Source organism: Hufsiella ginkgonis, assembly GCF_009834915.1.
Taxonomy (GTDB): domain Bacteria; phylum Bacteroidota; class Bacteroidia; order Sphingobacteriales; family Sphingobacteriaceae; genus Hufsiella; species Hufsiella ginkgonis.
The window spans coordinates 921,845-940,250 of record NZ_WVHS01000002.1; the positions used below are offsets into that span (position 1 = coordinate 921,845).

At 48.2% G+C, this 18,406-nt stretch carries 17 protein-coding genes; 5 read left to right on the plus strand and 12 right to left on the minus strand.

The window, feature by feature from the left end; genetic code table 11:
* Positions 1 to 25: 25 nt before the first annotated feature.
* The 4 genes from GS398_RS10845 to GS398_RS10860 form a co-directional block, all read right to left on the minus strand.
* Positions 26 to 1,102: a PDDEXK nuclease domain-containing protein gene (locus GS398_RS10845; RefSeq protein ID WP_160906776.1), complete on the minus strand. Its 1,077-nt coding sequence runs from the start codon at positions 1,100 to 1,102 to the stop codon at positions 26 to 28.
* A gap of 291 nt (positions 1,103 to 1,393) precedes the next feature.
* Positions 1,394 to 2,179, minus strand: coding sequence for a molybdopterin-dependent oxidoreductase (locus tag GS398_RS10850; protein WP_160906777.1), 786 nt, complete (start codon positions 2,177 to 2,179; stop codon positions 1,394 to 1,396).
* The gene (locus tag GS398_RS10855; RefSeq protein WP_160906778.1) at positions 2,151 to 2,864 is read right to left on the minus strand and encodes a cytochrome b/b6 domain-containing protein; all 714 of its coding nucleotides are present in this window, start codon (positions 2,862 to 2,864) and stop codon (positions 2,151 to 2,153) included. The genes GS398_RS10850 and GS398_RS10855 overlap by 29 nt, the downstream gene beginning before the upstream one ends.
* Before the next feature lie 4 nt (positions 2,865 to 2,868).
* A complete protein-coding gene (locus GS398_RS10860; protein WP_160906779.1) occupies positions 2,869 to 3,636 on the minus strand; it encodes a DUF1223 domain-containing protein in 768 nt (255 codons plus the stop codon).
* 126 nt (positions 3,637 to 3,762) lie between these two features.
* On the opposite strand from GS398_RS10860, the gene GS398_RS10865 reads away from it, so the two are divergent.
* Genes GS398_RS10865 through msrB form a run of 3 tightly spaced genes read left to right on the plus strand, consistent with a single transcriptional unit; the run spans position 3,763 to position 5,167 of the window.
* Entirely contained in the window at positions 3,763 to 4,329 is a 567-nt protein-coding gene (locus tag GS398_RS10865; protein WP_160906780.1) for a sigma-70 family RNA polymerase sigma factor, read from the plus strand.
* Between the two features lie 11 nt (positions 4,330 to 4,340).
* On the plus strand, positions 4,341 to 4,610 hold the full coding sequence (locus GS398_RS10870) for a hypothetical protein (protein ID WP_160906781.1): 270 nt from the start codon (positions 4,341 to 4,343) through the stop codon (positions 4,608 to 4,610).
* A 53-nt stretch (positions 4,611 to 4,663) separates the two neighbouring features.
* Positions 4,664 to 5,167: a peptide-methionine (R)-S-oxide reductase MsrB gene (gene msrB, locus GS398_RS10875; protein WP_160906782.1), complete on the plus strand. Its 504-nt coding sequence runs from the start codon at positions 4,664 to 4,666 to the stop codon at positions 5,165 to 5,167.
* Between the two features lie 78 nt (positions 5,168 to 5,245).
* On the opposite strand, the gene GS398_RS10880 is transcribed toward msrB, so the two are convergent.
* The 5 genes from GS398_RS10880 to GS398_RS10900 all read right to left on the minus strand — a co-directional run bounded on the left by GS398_RS10880 (position 5,246) and on the right by GS398_RS10900 (position 10,973).
* Positions 5,246 to 6,754, minus strand: coding sequence for a serine hydrolase (locus GS398_RS10880; RefSeq protein ID WP_369410253.1), 1,509 nt, complete (start codon positions 6,752 to 6,754; stop codon positions 5,246 to 5,248).
* Between the two features lies 1 nt (position 6,755).
* Positions 6,756 to 7,505, minus strand: coding sequence for a hypothetical protein (locus GS398_RS10885; protein ID WP_160906784.1), 750 nt, complete (start codon positions 7,503 to 7,505; stop codon positions 6,756 to 6,758).
* 40 nt (positions 7,506 to 7,545) lie between these two features.
* Positions 7,546 to 9,063, minus strand: coding sequence for a serine hydrolase domain-containing protein (locus GS398_RS10890; RefSeq protein WP_160906785.1), 1,518 nt, complete (start codon positions 9,061 to 9,063; stop codon positions 7,546 to 7,548).
* A gap of 70 nt (positions 9,064 to 9,133) precedes the next feature.
* Positions 9,134 to 10,573, minus strand: a complete 1,440-nt coding sequence (locus GS398_RS10895) for a M56 family metallopeptidase (protein WP_160906786.1) — start codon at positions 10,571 to 10,573, stop codon at positions 9,134 to 9,136.
* Between the two features lie 4 nt (positions 10,574 to 10,577).
* Positions 10,578 to 10,973 (minus strand): BlaI/MecI/CopY family transcriptional regulator, encoded by a 396-nt coding sequence (locus GS398_RS10900; RefSeq protein ID WP_160906787.1) that lies wholly within the window; start codon positions 10,971 to 10,973, stop codon positions 10,578 to 10,580.
* A gap of 1,066 nt (positions 10,974 to 12,039) precedes the next feature.
* Between GS398_RS10900 and GS398_RS10905 the strand changes: the two genes are divergently transcribed.
* Both GS398_RS10905 and GS398_RS10910 read left to right on the plus strand, forming a co-directional pair.
* Entirely contained in the window at positions 12,040 to 13,251 is a 1,212-nt protein-coding gene (locus GS398_RS10905) for a DUF3500 domain-containing protein (RefSeq protein ID WP_160906788.1), read from the plus strand.
* Positions 13,252 to 13,270: 19 nt separating this feature from the next.
* A complete protein-coding gene (locus tag GS398_RS10910) occupies positions 13,271 to 14,461 on the plus strand; it encodes a HupE/UreJ family protein (RefSeq protein WP_160906789.1) in 1,191 nt (396 codons plus the stop codon).
* 16 nt (positions 14,462 to 14,477) lie between these two features.
* Here GS398_RS10910 and GS398_RS10915 read toward each other — a convergent pair whose 3' ends face one another.
* From GS398_RS10915 to GS398_RS10925, 3 genes are all read right to left on the minus strand, one after another.
* A complete protein-coding gene (locus GS398_RS10915) occupies positions 14,478 to 15,734 on the minus strand; it encodes a HupE/UreJ family protein (RefSeq protein WP_160906790.1) in 1,257 nt (418 codons plus the stop codon).
* A 19-nt stretch (positions 15,735 to 15,753) separates the two neighbouring features.
* The gene (locus GS398_RS10920; RefSeq protein WP_160906791.1) at positions 15,754 to 16,845 is read right to left on the minus strand and encodes a DUF3500 domain-containing protein; all 1,092 of its coding nucleotides are present in this window, start codon (positions 16,843 to 16,845) and stop codon (positions 15,754 to 15,756) included.
* 159 nt (positions 16,846 to 17,004) lie between these two features.
* Positions 17,005 to 18,087 (minus strand): DUF3500 domain-containing protein, encoded by a 1,083-nt coding sequence (locus GS398_RS10925; RefSeq protein WP_160906792.1) that lies wholly within the window; start codon positions 18,085 to 18,087, stop codon positions 17,005 to 17,007.
* Positions 18,088 to 18,406: the final 319 nt, after the last annotated feature.

Genomic DNA, 18,406 nt, shown 5'->3' on the forward strand with positions numbered 1-18,406 from the left:
TTAAATTACAGACCTATTCCGGGCGTTATTCGGCCAACAGCTCTTTTAGTTTTTTTTGCAATACTTTCTTATCCGGCAGGTATAACTGGTATTTCGAGACGAAGATCTTGTTCGAAATTCCCCGTGTGGCGTACTCTACCGTTACATCGTCCTTGTATTTGGATAAAATGATCCCTATCGGCTGATTATCGCCTTCCACGTTTTGCTCCACCTCGAAATAATTCAGATAGAGATTCATCTGGCCGATATCCTGGTGTTTTACCGACTTTACTTTCAAATCGATCAGCACGAAACATTTCAGTATGCGGTGGTAAAAAACCAGATCGACATAAAAATGAGTATTATCGAGCGTAACCCGGTATTGCCTGCCGATAAAAGCGAAACCTTTGCCGAGTTCCATAATGAACGATTGCAAATTGTCGGCAATCCGTTGCTCCAGATGCTTTTCGTCGTATTGTTGCGCTTCGGGGATTTGCAGAAACTCAAGGACATAAGGGTCGCGAATAAGGTCAGTTTCCGTTTGTACAATACTTCCTTTACCCGCCAGTTCTCTGACCCCCTTAGCGTCTTTGCTCATGGCAATGCGCTCAAACAAAGCGCTGTCCATTTGCCGCCGTAGTTCTCTTACAGACCAATTTTCTTGAATGGATGCTTGTTGGTAGAAACTCATTTCCTGCTCGTTATCACATTTCAAGAGATCATAGTAATGAGACCAGCTGAGGTGGTGTGACACTGTCAGACCAGTCGGGGTCTCGTACGTTGCCTGTTGGTGTAACGGCGTCACACCAACCGCAGAATTACCAGACGCCTGCGGAAAAACAACAAATCGTTTATAAAATAATCGCATGTATGTAAGTTGGCTTCTACTGAATCCTTTGCCCAATTCCCTTGTGAGCTCTTTTGACAGATCAATGAGCATTTGACGAGTGGAAACTTCGTCATACTTTTCGCTTGTTTCCTTTTCAACAATCAATTGACCCACTGTCCAATAAGTTTGAAGTAGCGCTATATTAATATTGCGGGCGATATTCCTCCTGGATTGCTCCACGATCAGGCTAATTTGTCTGATCAGTTCGCTATAATTATTCTCAACAGATTTCATTTTGCCTTATTCCTCCCCCCTTAATGCTTCGATTTGTTTCACACACACCACTTCAGTCAGTTCCTTCAATTTCAATACCGTTCCCGCCAAATATTCCAGGTCTTCCTCACTTACAGTATACCTCAACTTATACCGCGAATCTATATACGCCTTTCTCAGGATGATAAATTCAGGTTATCACTACTCATTTTCGGCGAAGTGAAGGTAGGGATTAAAAAAAGGCGAAGGAAATTTGGGTGCCAGGTGGGAGTTGGCAAAATGAGGGGTAGGGAAAATAGTTTGGAACTTACACTACAACCCCGAATAATAATCATACCCCCTCTCCGCCCAATAATCCCTGGGCCGCTCGTTACTGAACGTCATTGTCCCGATTCGCTTCAGGTTTTTGATCCCGTATTTCACCGGGATGATGAGCCGCAGTGGCGCGCCATGTCCGTCGGTTAGCGGCATATCGTTCATTTCATAGGCCAGGATGGTTTGCGGGTGCAGCGCACTATCCATATCGATACCCACGTAATACTTCTCATCCGGGGTTTCCAACCCAAGATAAGCCATTGCCGCTTCGTCGTTCAAGCGATAATGATCCATAAAATCGATCAATTTCACACCTGCCCAGTATTGGACCTGGTCCCAGCCTTCCACGCACTTAAAGTCAAAGACGATTTCCGTTCTCGGTAAAGCCTTTATGTCGTCCAGGCCGATGAGCAGCACCTGCCCGGATCGCTTCATTACAGACAGGTTCCATAACGAGACGTCGATCTTTTCTTTCATACCCACATGGCTATTCTCTCTCACCTTCTTTGCAGCCCCGGATTTGGGATACGTTTTTACCAAATGGTTCCTGCTGAAGAAATTCCGGAAAGCCAGTTCCGATTGGTTTAACGCACGGCGAAAAGGCGCCTGCGCCTTGCCCGTTATCCCGGGTGTTTCTTTTGGCGACTTCTTCAGCCAGCTCCATCCGCCATAAGCAGCGACACTTAACCCGGCAAAGGCTGTAAACGAAATGAAGTTCCTGCGTTTGATCTGCTGCTCTACAGTGAGCGGCTGTTTAGGGTTTTTCTTCGGCAGGTTGTTCATCGTTTGAAGGAATAGTTAAAGATTTGATATTAGGAGATTCGATCACTTCGAAGCCCGAGATCACCGAGCGGAAGTTGTTCCATCCCGCAAGGAACACCTGGACGATATGGACCAGGAAAAACAAGACGTAGCCAATGGTTAAGGCGAAATGAAAGATCCTGGCGAGGTGGTAACCCCCGCAAAGCCAGGTGAGCCAGTAAAATTGCACGGGTTTATAAATGGCAAGGCCGGTTACCAGCGAGCCAAACCCCATCACGATGATCGATGTGTATGCGATCCGTTGAGCGGCATTGTATTTGTCCTGCGGGGGAAGGCCTTTCCGGATATGGAAGTCGTGCAATACTACCAGCCAGGCTTCTCTAAAAGAATTGCGTTTCGGGAGCAGGTGCCGCCATTCACCGGAAACCCAGGTGTAAAGCACGTACAGGAGCCCATTTAAAGAGAAACCCCACATGAACATAAAATGCCAGGCCATCCCTTCGGCTAGCCGGAACGGGATATGGAGTGCTTTATAAAATCCCTGCGGGAAGAACAGGTAAAAGGTATGCCCGAAAAGCGTGATCGTATAATGACTGTTTGCCCAGTAAATCAGCAGTCCGCTCCAGGTCATGATGGTAAGCACCGGGAAGTTCACCCAATGGAACCAGCGGATGGCTAACGGGTGCTTCTCTTTCATCGTTTTCATAGGCTTAATTTAGGCGGGGCGCTGAGTTTACGGTTGAGGCGGCAAGGATCTCCCCGGTTTGCGTGTTTTGAACAAAACCGATGATCTCCCAATTGCGCGGATCGAAATCCTTTGGCAGCACAAGCGATACCTGGCCGATTCCTGGGGCAACCTGCTGAAGCGACCGAACGATGTTGGTATGAGGCAAGGTCAGGCCGCTGTTCTCGCCACGGGTAACTTTCACTGTCGCCGATTTTTGAACACTTGCAAGGTATAATTCCTGGCCATCAACTTTGGGAAAGGTAAGGTTAATGACGGCAACGCCGGGTGAAAGGCTTTTTAATTGAAGATTAAGCGGGGTAGACGCCGGCGTCCCCGGCGACATAATCGCTTTTCGTAATTTACTTTCATCAGATCCGACAAATTCCGTTTTGCCATTCACCACCATTTGCGGGGTATAAACGCCGTTTTGATGAAACCATCGGGAATACTGCCGCTGACGCTCCGACCATTGCGCGCTGCTGAACGGATCTTTCCAGCCCAGGCGGTCCCAATAATCTACATGATAAGCCAGGATATACACCGGTTTCCCGGCGTATTCTTTCCCTATCCGGCTCACTAATTCATCGGCCGGCGGACAACTCGAACAACCTTCGGAAGTAAACAGCTCGATGAATGCGAAGCCTGGAAGCGGCTCACCGGCGGATGCCTCACCACCTGTAAAGGAGAAACCGGCAATTGCCAGGATCGCTACGCTTACGACCAGCACGGTGATTTTTACGTATATACTCATAATAGTATTAATTTACTGGTTTTGGGGTTTAGTCGGCATATTAACGGATACCTTACAAACAATAAGTATTTTGTAAGGAACCCGCTTTCGCCGCGACTAAGCGATAACATAGCTGACGCTTCATCAATGACCAACGATCATTTACAACCTGCCGACTGGGTGACCAACCATGCCGATTACCTGTACCAATATGCAGTTAAGCGGGTGAACGACGCAGATATCGCGCGCGACCTTGTGCAGGATACCTTCCTGGCCGCACTCGAAAAAGCCGCCGCTTTTGAAGGACGGAGCAGCGAACGCACCTGGCTTACCGCTATTATCAAATTCAAGATTTACGACGTATACCGGGAGAAGTCGGGAAGTTTGAAAGAGCTGAGAACGGAAGAACATGAGGCGCTGCAGCAGCAGGACTTTTTCAATGATTTCGGGCATTGGATACCGGCGCATTACCCGGAGAACTTTATTTCAACGGAACCCGATCCGTTGCAGGCAAAAGAGTTCGGTGAGGTCCTTAAGCGGTGCATGGAAAAACTGCCCGCCCTTTGGTTGTCCGTCTTTACGATGAAGCACCTGGATGAGGAAACCACCCCCGTGATCTGCGAGTCGCTGCGCATCAGTTCCTCCAATTACTGGGTGATCGTTCACCGGGCAAAATTAAGCCTGCGGGCTTGTCTTCAAAAGAACTGGATTTAAACGAACAAACGATGAACGCATTAAAGAAAATACAACACAACTGCAAACAAGCTACGTTCCTGATCGAGAAGCAAAGCCTTACCAGGCTCAGTCTGCGCGAGTCGATCGAACTGCGTATCCACCTGGCAGGCTGTTCCCTCTGCCGGTTATACCAGCAGCAGAGCGGTATGATCGGGCGTGCGGTACAACAATTGTTGAAATCGAGCCGGGAAAAGCCGCTGGATGAAACTTTCAAACAGGAGCTGCAAAACCGGATCGACGAGCGGTTAAATAAAAACTAACTGGTTATAAGGAGGAGAAGATGGAGATCACTAAAGAACTAAAATCACTGACTATGAAATTATTAAAATTGTTTATAGCGCCCCTGCTGCTGGTCTCGTTACAGGCTTGCAGCCAGGGTAACCCGAAGAAAATGAAAGCGGCAACTTCCGAAGATGCCGGTACCTTCCCCGGAGCCAAACCGAACAGCTACTGGAAACAAACCCTTACGCCGGAGGCCTACCACATTATGGTAGAAAAGGGTACGGAACCGTCTTTTAAAAATCCCTACTGGAACAATCACCAAAAAGGTACGTACGTGAGCGCGGCAACCGGCAAACCGCTGTTCAGTTCGGATACAAAATTTGAATCAGGCACTGGCTGGCCGAGCTTCTTTAAGCCGATCAATGAAAAGGATATCATGATCATCAGGGACAGTTCGCTCGGAATGGTCCGCGAAGAAGTGGTTGAGCGGAGTACCGGGCTGCACCTGGGCCATGTGTTCGACGATGGCCCCGCTCCCACCGGCAAGCGTTACTGTATGAATTCTTACGCATTGAAGTTTATCCCAGCCAAATAAATCAGATGAAGAAATAAGTTTATACCTACTCGTGACCGCCATAGCCGCTATCCGGGCTTGCGCAAAAACAGACGAAGATCATTCGTTCGCCAGTTGCCTGAGTGCTTTGAGGCCACCCTCATTTTTAGGATTTAAATTGACAGATTTTTGGTACATAAGTTTTGCTGCCTCTCTGTTACCCGTTTTCAAAAGCACCTCCCCGTAACTGTCATACACATTGAAGCTTTCAGGAAATAAAAGCGCATTTACTTTCAGCGCTTCCATTCCCAGTTGGGTGTAACCATCTTCAAAAAGCCTTAGACCTAAAAAATTAAGTTCCCCTTCGCTTAATACATATCGCTGATCATTTCTTAAGCCTGCCAGGCTGGAACTAGCCTGATCGATGCCCTGTTCCAGCAGCAGCCTCGCGTAGATCAGCGCCAATGACCTTTTGTAAACAAAAGATTTCCCGCTTAACAGCAAATACGTCTCCGGGGCAATGGTGGCATTCCCGGCATTATCCGTAGTCACTATCACCTGCCCTGTCTTCAGGTTATGCAGAAAAAAAGAATTCATGCCGGGTATCCCCCCACTATGCCATACCACTTTACCCCCGTCATCATGCTTATAAATAAACCAGCCCAGGCCATAGCTCGCTTCATCAATTCCCGCCCGGAAATACGGAATGCTGCCATTGTTGAGTTTGACCGGGCTGAACATTTGGTTCAGGCTGCCAGGCGATACCAGCTTGCCTGAAAAAAGCGCCCGGTCAAACAGCAACATATCGCCGCCGGTGGCATATATATTTCCCTGCCCATAGAGCATGGACCAGTTGAACGTCCATTTGCGCAAAACAGGAACTTCATTAACCGGCTGCAAGGTACTGGAATAGGGAGCAGGTCTAATGAAATTGACTGCCGTGCCGCTCCGCCCGGCGCTTCCGGGCGGCCCCCCCACACTGGAATGCAGCATACCAGCAGGCAGAAATATATGTTTTTTCAGGTAAGCCGGGAATTTTTCGCCACTCAACTTTTCCACCAGGAGTGCCAATAAACTAAACCCGGTATTGCAGTACTCATATTTTTCACCAGGGGAAAATTGCAAAGGTTTAGCATATGCTTTCAGTTCCGGCACCAGGTCTGCGTTCTTTACCTGGTAACCAGGTGCGCGCTCTAACAGCGGCGAGAAAAGGGCTTCGGTATTGGGCAGTCCGCTGGTGTGGGACAACAGGTGCCTGATGGTTACCGATTCAAAGGGAAAATCAGGAAAATACCTGCTCAATTTATCGTCAAGATGCAGCTCTTTCTTTTCAATCAGCTGGAAAATCGCGACCGCAGTAAAAGGTTTTGACACAGAGGCCATATTAAACCGGGTATCAGCTGCGTTCGGTATCTGCGGAGTAAGACCGGCAAATCCGAAGGACTTTTCGTAGATCAGATCCGTACCTTCAGCAATAAGCACATTGCCATTAATTTTTCTATCGGCATCTAGGGCATTATAAAAACTGTCCAGCTGCACAGGCAGATGCTGAGCAACGGCAGCTGAACAGTTAACGATTAACTGTAATAACACGAATAGCCTGTTCCAACTCAAAAAATAACTTTTCACCCTATTTCGCTTTATTGACCCCAAAGTTGTAACTCACCCCTGTTCTGACCAGGGATGGATATTTTTTAAGATACTTATCCAGTATTGCCCCGCTCTGCGAATTGCCATTCACCCGCATACCTGAAGGTTCCAGTTGGAGACTCTTTAAGTCATGTTTAGCCCCAATAATCTTATCGGAAACCAGCTCAGTCATCAGCTCGTCCAAAAGTTTACGATCTGTTTCCGCCGCTTCATGGTCCTTTTCTGCCTTTAGGCGGTCACCATCCGCAATAACTTTTGCTGCATCCGCCTTGGCACGGTCTTTCCCGGCCAAATTTTTATCTTTTTCAGCCTTAATCTTCATTTGCTCCGCAGCAGATTTTGCTGCCAGCGTTTGTGATTTTACATTCAGCGTTCTTTCTTTTTCTACAAGGCTTTTCTTCTGATCACCCACGGACCTGGCCTTTTCAGTTTTCGCCCGCTGCTCATTCTTTTTTAGCTGGGTTTTAAGCTCACTAATCTCCGAAGCATAAGCATCCCATCCGGATTCGGGGACGGCTTTGCCATCGACGGAAAGGGCTGTCACCTTTTCTCCGGATAAATTCAGCTCAAAGTCCTTTCCACCGAGCTTTTTACTGATCCGGGCGCTTACTTTCCCATGCGCAGACTCCCGCAACTCGATTTTCTCAGTTGAACTTTGCGCGCAAAGGTTAATGCTCATGGCCAGCATGCTCAGCATAAGCAAGCCGTTTAAAATTGTTGTAGTTTTCATATTGTTCTTTTTTTATGGTTTTAAAAATTAAATTCAATGGTTAATGGTTACCGGAATTTAGTTCCGCCAGGGCTTTTTTCGCGCCTTCATAATTAGGGTTTAATGCAAGCGAACGCTCAAACATCAATATCGCCTCCTGCTTTTTGCCTGCCCGCTTAAGCAGGTCACCGTAACTGTCATAAGTATTAAAGCTGGCAGGGAACAGTAAGGTATTCACCTTCATGACCTCAAGGGCTTCAGCCGAAAACCCGTCTCCAGCCAGGGCGTAACCCAAACGGTTCATTTCCCGCTCGTCCAGGAAGTAAGCCGCCGTATCCGAGCGCATAGTCAGTAGCTGGGCAGCTGCCGCATTAGCGCCATCCCGGTGTAAAACCGCGATGTAAGCCGCCGCCGCGGAGCGCTTTTTTTTAGCAACGGAAGCTCCGTTCAGCAAATAAAAGGCATCCATCGCGTCCGCATGCAGACCGCGGTGCGTCACATTATCCAGTACGATCAGCGTTTGACCTTTGTCGAGGTTCCTGATAAAAGCGGTAACAATCCCAGCTGCGCCGCCAGAATGCCAGACCACCTTCCCGAAGCGGGTTTGAAGAATCATCCAGCCAAGACCATAATAGCTGCCACCCCAGCCCATCTGCACTTTTTCACCGCTGTTCAACACCGCCGGAGTAAAAGCAAGCTTCAGGGTCTTCGCTTTGAGCAGCTTGCCAGCATATAGCGCCTGGTCATAATTCAATAAATCCTGGCAGTTGCTCACTACCGCCGTTGGTCCCAGAATCGCACCCAGCACGACTGCATCTATGTAATCAGATTTTACAGAATCTACCGGCCTGAAGACCGAAGGGGCATAAGGGACATATTCATACCGGGTAGCCCTATGACTATCCTTAATAGGAATTAGCGGGCTGGTCACATAGCTATTGTTCATACCCGCAGGAGAAAAAATATGCCTGGACAAATAATCCTGGAAAGCCTCACCGCTCAGCTTTTCCACCAGCAGCGCCAACAGACCGTAACCGGTATTGGAATAACTCCAGCGCTCACCGGGCTTTGCCCCCAGCGCCCTTTTGTCTGCTTTAATCGCCGGGATCAGATCCTTTAATGTATAGATCTGTTTGAAATCACGCTGGTATGACCCCTCAAAAATCTGGTAATCAATCAGGCCCGAAGTATGACTCAATAGCTGGGAGATGGTAATGTCCGCGAAAGGGAATTCGGGAAAGTATCTAACAAAACGGTCATCCAGTTTCAGCTTCCTTTTTTCCATCAGCTGCAATACCGCAACCGAGGTAAAAGTCTTCGAGATCGAAGCCAGGTTGAAGGTTGTCGCTGCGTCGTTCAACCGCTCGCCCGCTACATCAGCAAAGCCGAACGATTTGCTGTAAATGGTTTTCCCCTGCTGCGCAATCAGCACGTTCCCGTTAAACTCATTGTGCCGGACCAAATTTACAAACTGACTGTCCAACCGCTGGCTGGTCTCCTGAGCAAGCATCCGGGTAGGTAAGCAGGCGGATAAAAGCACCATCAATGCGGTAGCCTTTTTAAAATTCTCCTGATTCATATTTAATTTTTAGGCAATAGAATTCCCTGCTGACTAATAAAGGAGCCAGTGACAGGTCTTATGACAAAATTTATTGTTTATTTACCGGAACGATGATATTTTTAATTACGGGAATTGGTCTGCTCTTATTGCGAATCGTTTCCAGGCGCTTCGCCTCGGCCTGCTCCCGCTCCTTTTCGGCCAACGCTTTATCGACCATGACCTGTCGCCTGTCCTGATCCGCCCGTTGCCGGTCAAGCGTAGCGTGATGCGCATTTTCTTCACTGGCCATCCTGTTGAGCTCGGCCGCACTATTGAGCGAATCCGGAATCCTTGCAACCGGATCCTTATTAACTGCAGTATCGGCTAAACGCATCTGGGTTGCCGCTTCTTTTTTGGTAGTCTCAATCCTAACTTTTTCCAATGTCTTTCCCGCGCGCTCCCGGGCACTTTCCTTTTTAAACAGGTGGGTAAGTTCTACAGGTATTGGTTTTGACTTGTTGATCGAAGGACTGATTTGCGCCACAGTGAGTGTGGCACTCAGTAGGCAGACCAGCAAAAACCCGCTTATTGCCACAAATACATAAGCTCCAGTTGGGACACTGCTCCGTTTCAGGCCCAGAATCCGGCTCGCCCTTTCTAGCAACTGGTTCTTCTGCCCCGAAAAGCCGACACTCAGTTCCGATGCGGCCAGGGAATACTCCTTGAAGCTCACCAGCGCCTGCACAAATTCTTTACGATTCCCGGTTTGGGCCACCGCAAGATCATCGCAGCAATATTCGCGTTCCTGCTTTAGCAGCTCAGAAATCCAGAGCAGCCCCGGGTTAAAAAAGAAAACCGTTTCTGTAAAAGCCTGCACCAGATTCACCAGAAAATCGTGACGGCGAATATGCGCCAACTCATGCAGCAGTACCCCTTCCAGTTGCCCGGCAGGTAAACCGGTAAGCAGTCCTACGGGCATTAGAATGACGGGCGAAAAATGTCCAAGAACAACCGGGACCTTTACCAAGCTGGATTCCAGCAGCCTGACCACCCGGTTAAGCCCCAGCCGGGAACCCAATTCCGCCATCTTTTCCTGCCAGTAATCAGTTACCTGCTGGTTTTCCGAGTAACGAAGTCTGTTTAACTCCATCGCGCCGCGCGTCATTTTTACAGCGCGAAATGCAAATATTACAAACCAGACCATTACTACCACCGGCGCATTTCGCGAGAAATACACGGTAATCCCTGATAATACAGAGCGGTCCAGCCGTACCCATCCGCTCCCAGCGTTCGCGCCGGTAACAGAAGCTACAAGTACACCGTCACGACTAGTCCAATACCAAAAAAAAGTACCAGCTGCACCGGCGATAAAAAGAGCAAAACATACAAGCACGACCCTATACCTGACAGCGGACGATAAACCCCGTCCGGCCATCAGCGCTAACGCCGCCACTATGGCCAGCAGCATTCCCTGCCACAACGAATGGATCAGCATCCAGCTGAATGCCTCCAGGAAATGATCAGTAAAATAAGCCGCCGCAGTTACCATGACCTTAATCAATATTTTTTAAAAGCTCTTTGATTTTTTTCAATTCCTCGGCCGAAGTCTGATCATTACCCAGTAAAGCCAGCATCAGCTCGCTCGGAGAGCCGTTGTAGATATTCTCGACGAACTTGCCCAGCAGTGAGCCTTTTACCTGCGCCTCCTTCACCGCAGCAGAATAAACATGCTTCATCTGGCTTTCGTCCCTGTCCAGCATCCCTTTCTCTTTCATCAACTGCATCAGCTTAAGCGTAGAAGTATATACAGCTACTTCGCGCTGTTCATTAAGTTTATCGTGCACAAAGCGAACAGTAGAGGGACCGCATTCCCAAAGGATCTTCAGCACGTCCATCTCGGTTTTTGTTGGGGCATTTTCCCCGGCACTATCTTTCCTAAATAAATCCATGACGCAAACCTATGCATTAAAAACGTACGTTACAAATAAATCTCGAAATATTTATCAAATCGCCAAGGATCGTGTAATAGCGCAGACTACTGGAGATGGTAGATCAGGCTATTGAAAATTGGAAAACATCGGATCAAGCTGAATTTCCTGGGAGTAGATTTGGCTGCCAGCTATCAGCATTTAGCCCGTAAGTATACTTATAAGATAAGTAATTGACGTTGAGCTCTTCCTGAGTAGTATTCCAGGTTTGACAGTGTAATCAAAGCTGATTGCTAATTGCTGATAGCTGAAAGCTAATGGCTCCCAAACTTTTAAGCCTGATCCCTTATTACCAGATAAACAATAAGTTAGAAAAGAAAAAAGCCGGAGTTAGAACTAAAATCGGAACTAACTCCGGCCAGGTACGCCCGGCTGAACGGTTTTCGAACCATTGAAGCTAAAATCGTAAAAAAGCGATTTTTTTTAACTGCCTTAAGTAACTAGCGTTCAGTTGTCGCCGAGGTTTCACGGAGAAAAAAGACATTTATATTCAGATAGTAATAAAGGCGATAAGGCATTCTGTAATGCACAAAACTCGCTAATCGTTTTCAAGCCAAAAAACCGGACAATCACCATAAACAAAGTCATTGATCGGCTGCAGATACCAATTGGACAAATTTCAAACGTCTAGTGGGTAGAGGTGCTAAAAAGTGGCAATTATGATCTTAATGTTTACTGATAGAGAGCCGGCAATGCCGAGGGCTCGTTCTCTTCAGCGAGGAATACGTCAAGGTATTTAGCCACCTTTCCGATGTTTAAACGACAAAAGGTATTTCTATCGAAACAGCCCGAGAAGGATACGGGCGGCGATTTCCTCGCCGTACACGGATCTCGGTACGCGGGCCACCCCGGCAAACTATCGTCTCGGCGTCATGCGAGTTCCTGTAGTCGATAGAAAATCACTATTGGTCTATAGATCACACCCTATCGGCGATTATGAATCGATCTTTAAAAACCGTTAATTAGTTTAGCAGTTGATCAGGGAGATCTATTCAGGCATAAAACCATTTAACACTATTTTTGAGACATGACAAAGACCAGCTTGTTATCCTTCACCATCATCGCTTTATTTTCGCTCGGGTCTAGCCTTGTAAGGAATTCGGACCGGGCGATTGCCCCAGTAGATCAAACTCAAGTAATTGTCAAAGCGACGACTCTCTTTTTAAATTCACTAAACGCTGAACAGCGCGTAAAGATCTCCTTCCCTTTTACGCCTCAGAAAGCTGCAGTGTCGGCTACTTTCGCACGTTCGGGCAACGCAGGAGGTCAGCCGGCAGGCGGGGGAAATCAGGGCAATCGCCCACCAGGAAACGGCAATCGTCCGGCAGGCGGCCCTCCGGGAGGCGGCGGCGGTGGCAGGGGCGGACAGTTTGCCGGCTTTATCGGCGAACAATATGGTCAGGCTGTATGGTCGAACTATCCTGTCAGCGACGTGCCACGGCCCGGGCTTCAGTTGGGCAGCCTTACTGCCGTTCAGCGGGAAGCGGCGATGAAGATGCTTCAGCAGCTATTAAGTGCCAAAGGCTACGAAAAGGTCTTACAGATCATGGGTTCTGACCAGGCACTGGCAGATGGTGGCACCAACTATGCTTCAGGAAAAGATGTGTACACGCTCGGAATCTTCGGAACCCCAAATACTAAAACACCCTGGATGGTCGAATTTGGTGGGCATCATTTGGGCCTTAACGTGATCATCGCCGGATCACAAGGTGCGCTAACGCCTACCTTGACCGGCGCACAACCCTCAGTTTACCAGTCGAACGGCAAAACCGTACGTGTACTGGCCGCAGAAAATGACAAGGCTTTTGACTTGCTGAATGCCCTCGACGATGAACAACGAAAAAAAGCTATCCTGAATTACAACATCGGCGACCTCGTGCTTGGCCCCGGTCACGATGGTGAAGTGATCGTGCCGGAGGGTTTGAAAGCATCGGGAATGACAACGAAACAAAAAGAGATGCTGGTTGACCTGATCTCACAGTGGGCCGGGATCATTAATGATGTTTATGTGCAAGCCAGGATGAAGGAAATCAGGGCAGGAATTAACGACACGTACTTTGCCTGGAGCGGCCCTACGACTCACCAACCCGGAAAGAATGGAAATTCTTACTACCGTATCCAGGGACCGCGAGTGATCATCGAATTTTCACCACAAGGCGTTGGCGGAGATCCAACAATGCATGTCCATACCATTTACCGGGATCCGCTGAACAGTTACGGGAATGCGTTTTCGAAGTAATCCGCGCTAGTAAGGGCTTATGCGACTGAAATTTAGGTTACTGATTTTTTTCGCGCTCCAGCTTGTGTCAACGCCCGGTGCGTTCGCACATCGTTTAAACGAATATCTCCAGGCAACTACTATTAGTCTTTCACGTGACAAAGTAGTACTCGGCTTTCATTTAACACCCGGCGTCGACGTCGCACTTGCGATATTGAAAATAATTGATCTCAACAACGATCACCAAATTTCAGAAGCGGAAGAACAGGGATACCTGAAGATGTTGAGCCATGACCTTTTGGTTTCCATCGACGGACACAGCACTACCCTCCATCTCTCTTCCTTTAGTTTTCCTGCAGTCCGGGATTTCAGTAAAGGAACAGGTAGCATTACCATCAACTATGAAGGTGATATCGATCAGCAAAAACCGTCACACACGTTCATTTTAAAGAATCGCCACTACCCTTCTATTGCTGTATACCTGGTGAATTGCCTCCTTCCGGCCGATCCCAGCGTCCACGTAACCAGCCAGACGCGGAACACTAACCAGTCCATCTATCAGCTCGATTTTACTACAGGGCCGATATCACTAGCCTCAACTGCAGACCAGCTGAAGAGCGAAGATCACCAGGCCGTTGTTAAAACGTATTTCCTGCACGGCATTAAACATATCCTCACAGGTTATGACCATTTGCTTTTTTTGTGCGCCCTGGTATTGGGTGCCGCTGGCTTATGGGACCTTATAAAGGTTGTAACTGCGTTTACGATCGCTCACTCGCTGACGCTCACCCTTGCTGCTCTGGGATATGCACATCTACCGCAGAATAGCGTTGAACCGATCATAGCTGCGAGCATCGTGTTTGTCGCTATTCAGAATGTTGCCTGGCCGAATCAGGCCAAAGGATACAGCCGGATTACCGTAGCTTTTTTCTTCGGCCTTTTCCACGGACTAGGTTTTGCTGGTGGACTTTTGGAACTAATGCACGCCATGCCGGAGCAAATATTGTTGTATGCAATATTGGGATTCAGCCTTGGAGTAGAGGCAGGAAATCAAATCGTGCTATTGCCGCTATATGGAGTATTGCGGTGGCTGGGTTGGGTAAACAACGACGTCGGAAATTCCGGTCGTTGGCCAACTGTACGGAGGTACGCATCCGGTGCGGTCGGGATCGCAGGCCTCTATTATTTTTGCAATGCACTAATGCCTCTCTTTAATAGCCTGAGCGGTTAGAGCCCCGAGATCGTCTTTAATCAGCTTCAGGGCTGTTCTTTTTAAAATAACTGAGTAACGCCAGAATCGCCAGGAAAAAAAGTAACCCATACGCAGATCCTGATATCGCCTGAAGCGCACTACTGATGCTATTGGGACTTCCCGAAACCCGCTCAATGATCCAGGCGACCGCAGCGATTCCGGCAAAGATTGCGCCTCCGACCCTGACCTCTTTATAAGTCCGGTTCCGGCTCAAAATAATCAACCAGGGAATAGTGATTACGATGATCAGCAATTGCATTAATTCGATCCCCAGGTTAAACCCAAGTATACTTAATGCGAGCGATCCCGCATCAAGATCAAGGCTTACCAGGCTTTCTGCGAAGGCCATGCCGTGAATGAGACCAAAGCCTGCGGCAATAAACAGCTCTTTTCCCGGGAACAATGGCCTGAAGGCGTGGGCGGCAGAAACAAGTATGCTTACCGCGATCAGGATTTCTATCGGTTTAACCGGAAAGTGGACAATCCCTGTTGATCCGATAATCAGCGTGATGGAGTGGCCAATAGTAAAAGCGGTAACAATCTTTACAATGTGACGTAGACTGTGGGATACTCCCCAGAATCCTGCCCATCGCTTGCGCTTAACGAGCAGCGTAGCAGGCAACAGCAGGGTCAGCAGGAACAGTAAATGGTCCGTTCCCTCACGGATATGCTCCATGCCCAGGCTGACCATACTCATAAATCCCTTCCAGCTGCTGCCCTCCCCAAGACGTACTTCGAGGGGGAAGATCTTACCAGTAGGCACGTCAAGCTTGATCACGCCGAGGGGCCGGGTGGTTAAATCATCGCGTACCCCGTTCTTCCAGTCCTGCTCCACAAACACGATCGCACTATGTGTAACCACCTGGTGGATAATCACATCGTAGTCGAACGTGAAATTACGCAGGTTGTCCGAATCGGGTGGCATCATCAAAAAATGCACTTCCACCTCATCATAACTGCCCACTGTAGAATCCTGAGTGGTGGCTACTAAAATCTTATCGATAGTCGTTTTCCAGGGTTTACCGCCCGATATCGCCCGAATGTGACTGGTAAAATACCGTGTAAAAAACGGCGTGTTTAAGTTACCGACCGGCCTGCCTATCGCATTTTCCAGTTCTATCTTCGGCATAAATGCTACACCACGTATTTCACGGTTAAGAACGGAAAGCTTCACCACCGAGCCGGGCATGGGGTGTGCGGCCAGGTCTCCGGCGAATAAAAGAAAAGCGATTAAAAAACAATAGTTACGCATTCACCGATCGGACAATATTTCAATTACTGCCGTAATCGGTTTTCTTATCTCTCCAAACAGAATGCGGATGGTTGCCTGAAAGAATAACCCCGTGCTGGCAATTGTATTCGATCCAAACAGATGGTCCGTCAATCCTTACATAATCGTTTTGCGTGACAAGACCGGTCGTCCCGGAATAGGAAATGTAGGTATTGTCCAGTTCATTCGAGTATTTTGCAGTGATCGGGGCGGCGTCAGCGACGTCACCTACATACGTTGCGATAGCTGCCATGACAAGCGCTTTTTGCGAAGCAGACAACGAGCTGCAGGCTATTCCGGAAGGCGTAGAAGGAAAGGCAGCATCTTTTTGCGGGCCAACCAAAATATCGCTAAAAGTGGCGTTCAATTTCGCCGTAGCGAGCTGAGCAGTCGTCAGCCCGTTAAGCATGGCAGAAAACGCTGCTTGCTCTGCCTGTAGCGGTTGATTGCTTTTGCTGTTCCAGGTAAACGTGCCAAATGGCTCTACACCGCGGAATGACGGTGTTGCACCGACGAGAACCCCGTCCTTATATGTATTTGCGAATGCATCGTGATGACCGCCGAACATGATCTCGAATGTGCCGGTAGTAGCCGGCGTGCCCAGGAGTGCGATGTAATAGTTGGCTGCTCCATATTCGCTGCTACCGCCATTTGCGCCCAGATACTCGTCTGCATTTAGTAATTGCTGCTGTTCGTCCCACCCTTCGTCAGCTCCTGCACCAGCTACCGCTTTGATCAGCGCTTTTGCATATTGGATCTGCGTCGTAGTCATGGAGCCGAAATTCAGGCCAACGCGTTTGTTAGAACTTTGAACCAGGGCCTGGGGCAAATTCGACCATTTTTTTGCATTGGCACTTGAATAAGCGGTCTGTAAGGTAGCCACCTGCGAGGAAGTCAAGGTTGCTTTAAATGCATCCGACAGGCAAACTACCTTACTAATACCTGTTTGAATGGCACAACCAGTTACCTCGACAGGGTCTGGATTGTACGTTGTCGAACCAGTAGTATTGGAGTTTGCTGATTTATCTTTCTTGCAGGATCCTAGTAGTCCACTAAGAAGGACTACTGCTAAAATTAATTTCGATCTGATCATTTTCACTTTCGTTTAATACTCAAAAATACCCGCTCTCGCCGTGAAATTACCAGTGAGTCGATTAACACAAACCTTGTATCGATAAGCGCCCGTAATCACTACTTCCGCTATGATCATTTACAGCTAAAGCCAAACCTGGTGCGAACGTGTTGTGCCTGCTTAGTTTCCGCCATAGTCTGTTTTCTTATCGCGCCAGACAGAATGAGGATGAGTGGCACCCCGGAAGTCCCTGCTCACCTGCGTATTGTATTCCAGCCATAGCCGGGGGCCATCCAACCGAATATAATCTGATATTTGTTCCATACTACCGCTGCCTGAAAATGCCAGATAGGTGCCGGGCAGGTCAGTCTTGTATCTGTTCATATAGGCTGCCTTGGTATCCTTGTCCAGATCGCCTACATAGGTTTCGATGGCTTTAAGTATAAGTTGCTGCTGACCGGCATTCAATTCAGAAATTTTTAGTCCCTGGGGAGTGTTCGGGAATCTTCCGTCCGCTCCCGGACCCAGCAGAATGTCGTTAAAGGTTCCGCTGAGTTTGGCCGCTGTCTTTTGACCTTCGCTCAGGCTGTTCAGTACTGCGATAAAAGCATCCTGCTCTTGTTTCATGGGCTGATACACCTTGCCGTTAGCCGTCATGGGTACGATGGGTTCTACTCCGCGGAAGGAAGGCGTTGCCCCAACCAGTTCACCATTGTTATACGTATCTGCAAAGGCGAAATGATGGCCTCCGTATTGCAGTTCCCACAAGCCTGAAGTGCTCGGAGTCCCCAGGAACGCTATAAAATAGATACCCGAACCGAATGACCTGGATTGGCCGGTATGTCTCGCGATCGTATCATCGGCAACCCGTACACCCTCCAGTTCGCTAAGACCTTCATTTACGGTTTGGGCATCCATTGCTTCAGCCATCAACGCTTTAAATGCGGTCATTTGTACGGTATTGAGCGATCCGAGCGTTAATCCTACCCTGTTTGGCCTGGCGGCCATCTGCGGAAAGTTTGACCATCTTACAGCATTGCTTTTTGAATATTCCAGTTGTAATAACGCGCGCTGGTCATCACTTAATGTTGCTTTAAACGCGTCAGCGAGCTTGACTATGCTGGAAATATTGGACGCGGCAGGGTGACCGGATGAAAACCGGGGTAATGGGTCGTGAGCCAGCTTATCCGCGGTAAGTTCCCGAATCCCAGCTACCGAGAGTGGTAAAATAATTCCTAAATAAAATAAACCCGAATACTTCATAATGACTTTGGTTCTTTTAAAATTAAATATGTTTAATACGATATTGTTCAGTTCCCCCCGTAATCCGACACTTTACGCCGCTAAATTAAGTGCAGCCACATATTTCCATTGCTAAACGTTTGGGAAAGTTAATCAACTTCTACCGGTGAAGCATAATGTCCCGGTAAAAGGGTGAATTGACTCGGTGAAGAGGTACAGATACATCAAACCACGGAATTCACGGAAATGTATGCATATCTACCTATACGGTTCGATAAGTACGGTATGGTTGACCCCAACAGGATTCGAACCTTTTTACCTTCAAAATATTCTGAAAGAA

What these genes read in the sequence shown, in the direction of transcription:
- GS398_RS10915 (WP_160906790.1), bottom strand. Translation starts at nt 15,734, where the DNA reads ATGCGTAACTATTGTTTTTTAATCGCTTTTCTTTTATTCGCCGGAGAC.
- GS398_RS10900 (WP_160906787.1), bottom strand. Translation starts at nt 10,973, where the DNA reads ATGGATTTATTTAGGAAAGATAGTGCCGGGGAAAATGCCCCAACAAAA.
- GS398_RS10890 (WP_160906785.1), bottom strand. Translation starts at nt 9,063, where the DNA reads ATGAATCAGGAGAATTTTAAAAAGGCTACCGCATTGATGGTGCTTTTA.
- msrB (WP_160906782.1), top strand. Translation starts at nt 4,664, where the DNA reads ATGAAATTATTAAAATTGTTTATAGCGCCCCTGCTGCTGGTCTCGTTA.
- GS398_RS10845 (WP_160906776.1), bottom strand. Translation starts at nt 1,102, where the DNA reads ATGAAATCTGTTGAGAATAATTATAGCGAACTGATCAGACAAATTAGC.
- GS398_RS10905 (WP_160906788.1), top strand. Translation starts at nt 12,040, where the DNA reads ATGACAAAGACCAGCTTGTTATCCTTCACCATCATCGCTTTATTTTCG.
- GS398_RS10910 (WP_160906789.1), top strand. Translation starts at nt 13,271, where the DNA reads ATGCGACTGAAATTTAGGTTACTGATTTTTTTCGCGCTCCAGCTTGTG.
- GS398_RS10850 (WP_160906777.1), bottom strand. Translation starts at nt 2,179, where the DNA reads ATGAACAACCTGCCGAAGAAAAACCCTAAACAGCCGCTCACTGTAGAG.
- GS398_RS10925 (WP_160906792.1), bottom strand. Translation starts at nt 18,087, where the DNA reads ATGAAGTATTCGGGTTTATTTTATTTAGGAATTATTTTACCACTCTCG.
- GS398_RS10865 (WP_160906780.1), top strand. Translation starts at nt 3,763, where the DNA reads ATGACCAACGATCATTTACAACCTGCCGACTGGGTGACCAACCATGCC.
- GS398_RS10860 (WP_160906779.1), bottom strand. Translation starts at nt 3,636, where the DNA reads ATGAGTATATACGTAAAAATCACCGTGCTGGTCGTAAGCGTAGCGATC.
- GS398_RS10920 (WP_160906791.1), bottom strand. Translation starts at nt 16,845, where the DNA reads ATGATCAGATCGAAATTAATTTTAGCAGTAGTCCTTCTTAGTGGACTA.
- GS398_RS10855 (WP_160906778.1), bottom strand. Translation starts at nt 2,864, where the DNA reads ATGAAAACGATGAAAGAGAAGCACCCGTTAGCCATCCGCTGGTTCCAT.
- GS398_RS10870 (WP_160906781.1), top strand. Translation starts at nt 4,341, where the DNA reads ATGAACGCATTAAAGAAAATACAACACAACTGCAAACAAGCTACGTTC.
- GS398_RS10895 (WP_160906786.1), bottom strand. Translation starts at nt 10,573, where the DNA reads ATGGTAACTGCGGCGGCTTATTTTACTGATCATTTCCTGGAGGCATTC.
- GS398_RS10885 (WP_160906784.1), bottom strand. Translation starts at nt 7,505, where the DNA reads ATGAAAACTACAACAATTTTAAACGGCTTGCTTATGCTGAGCATGCTG.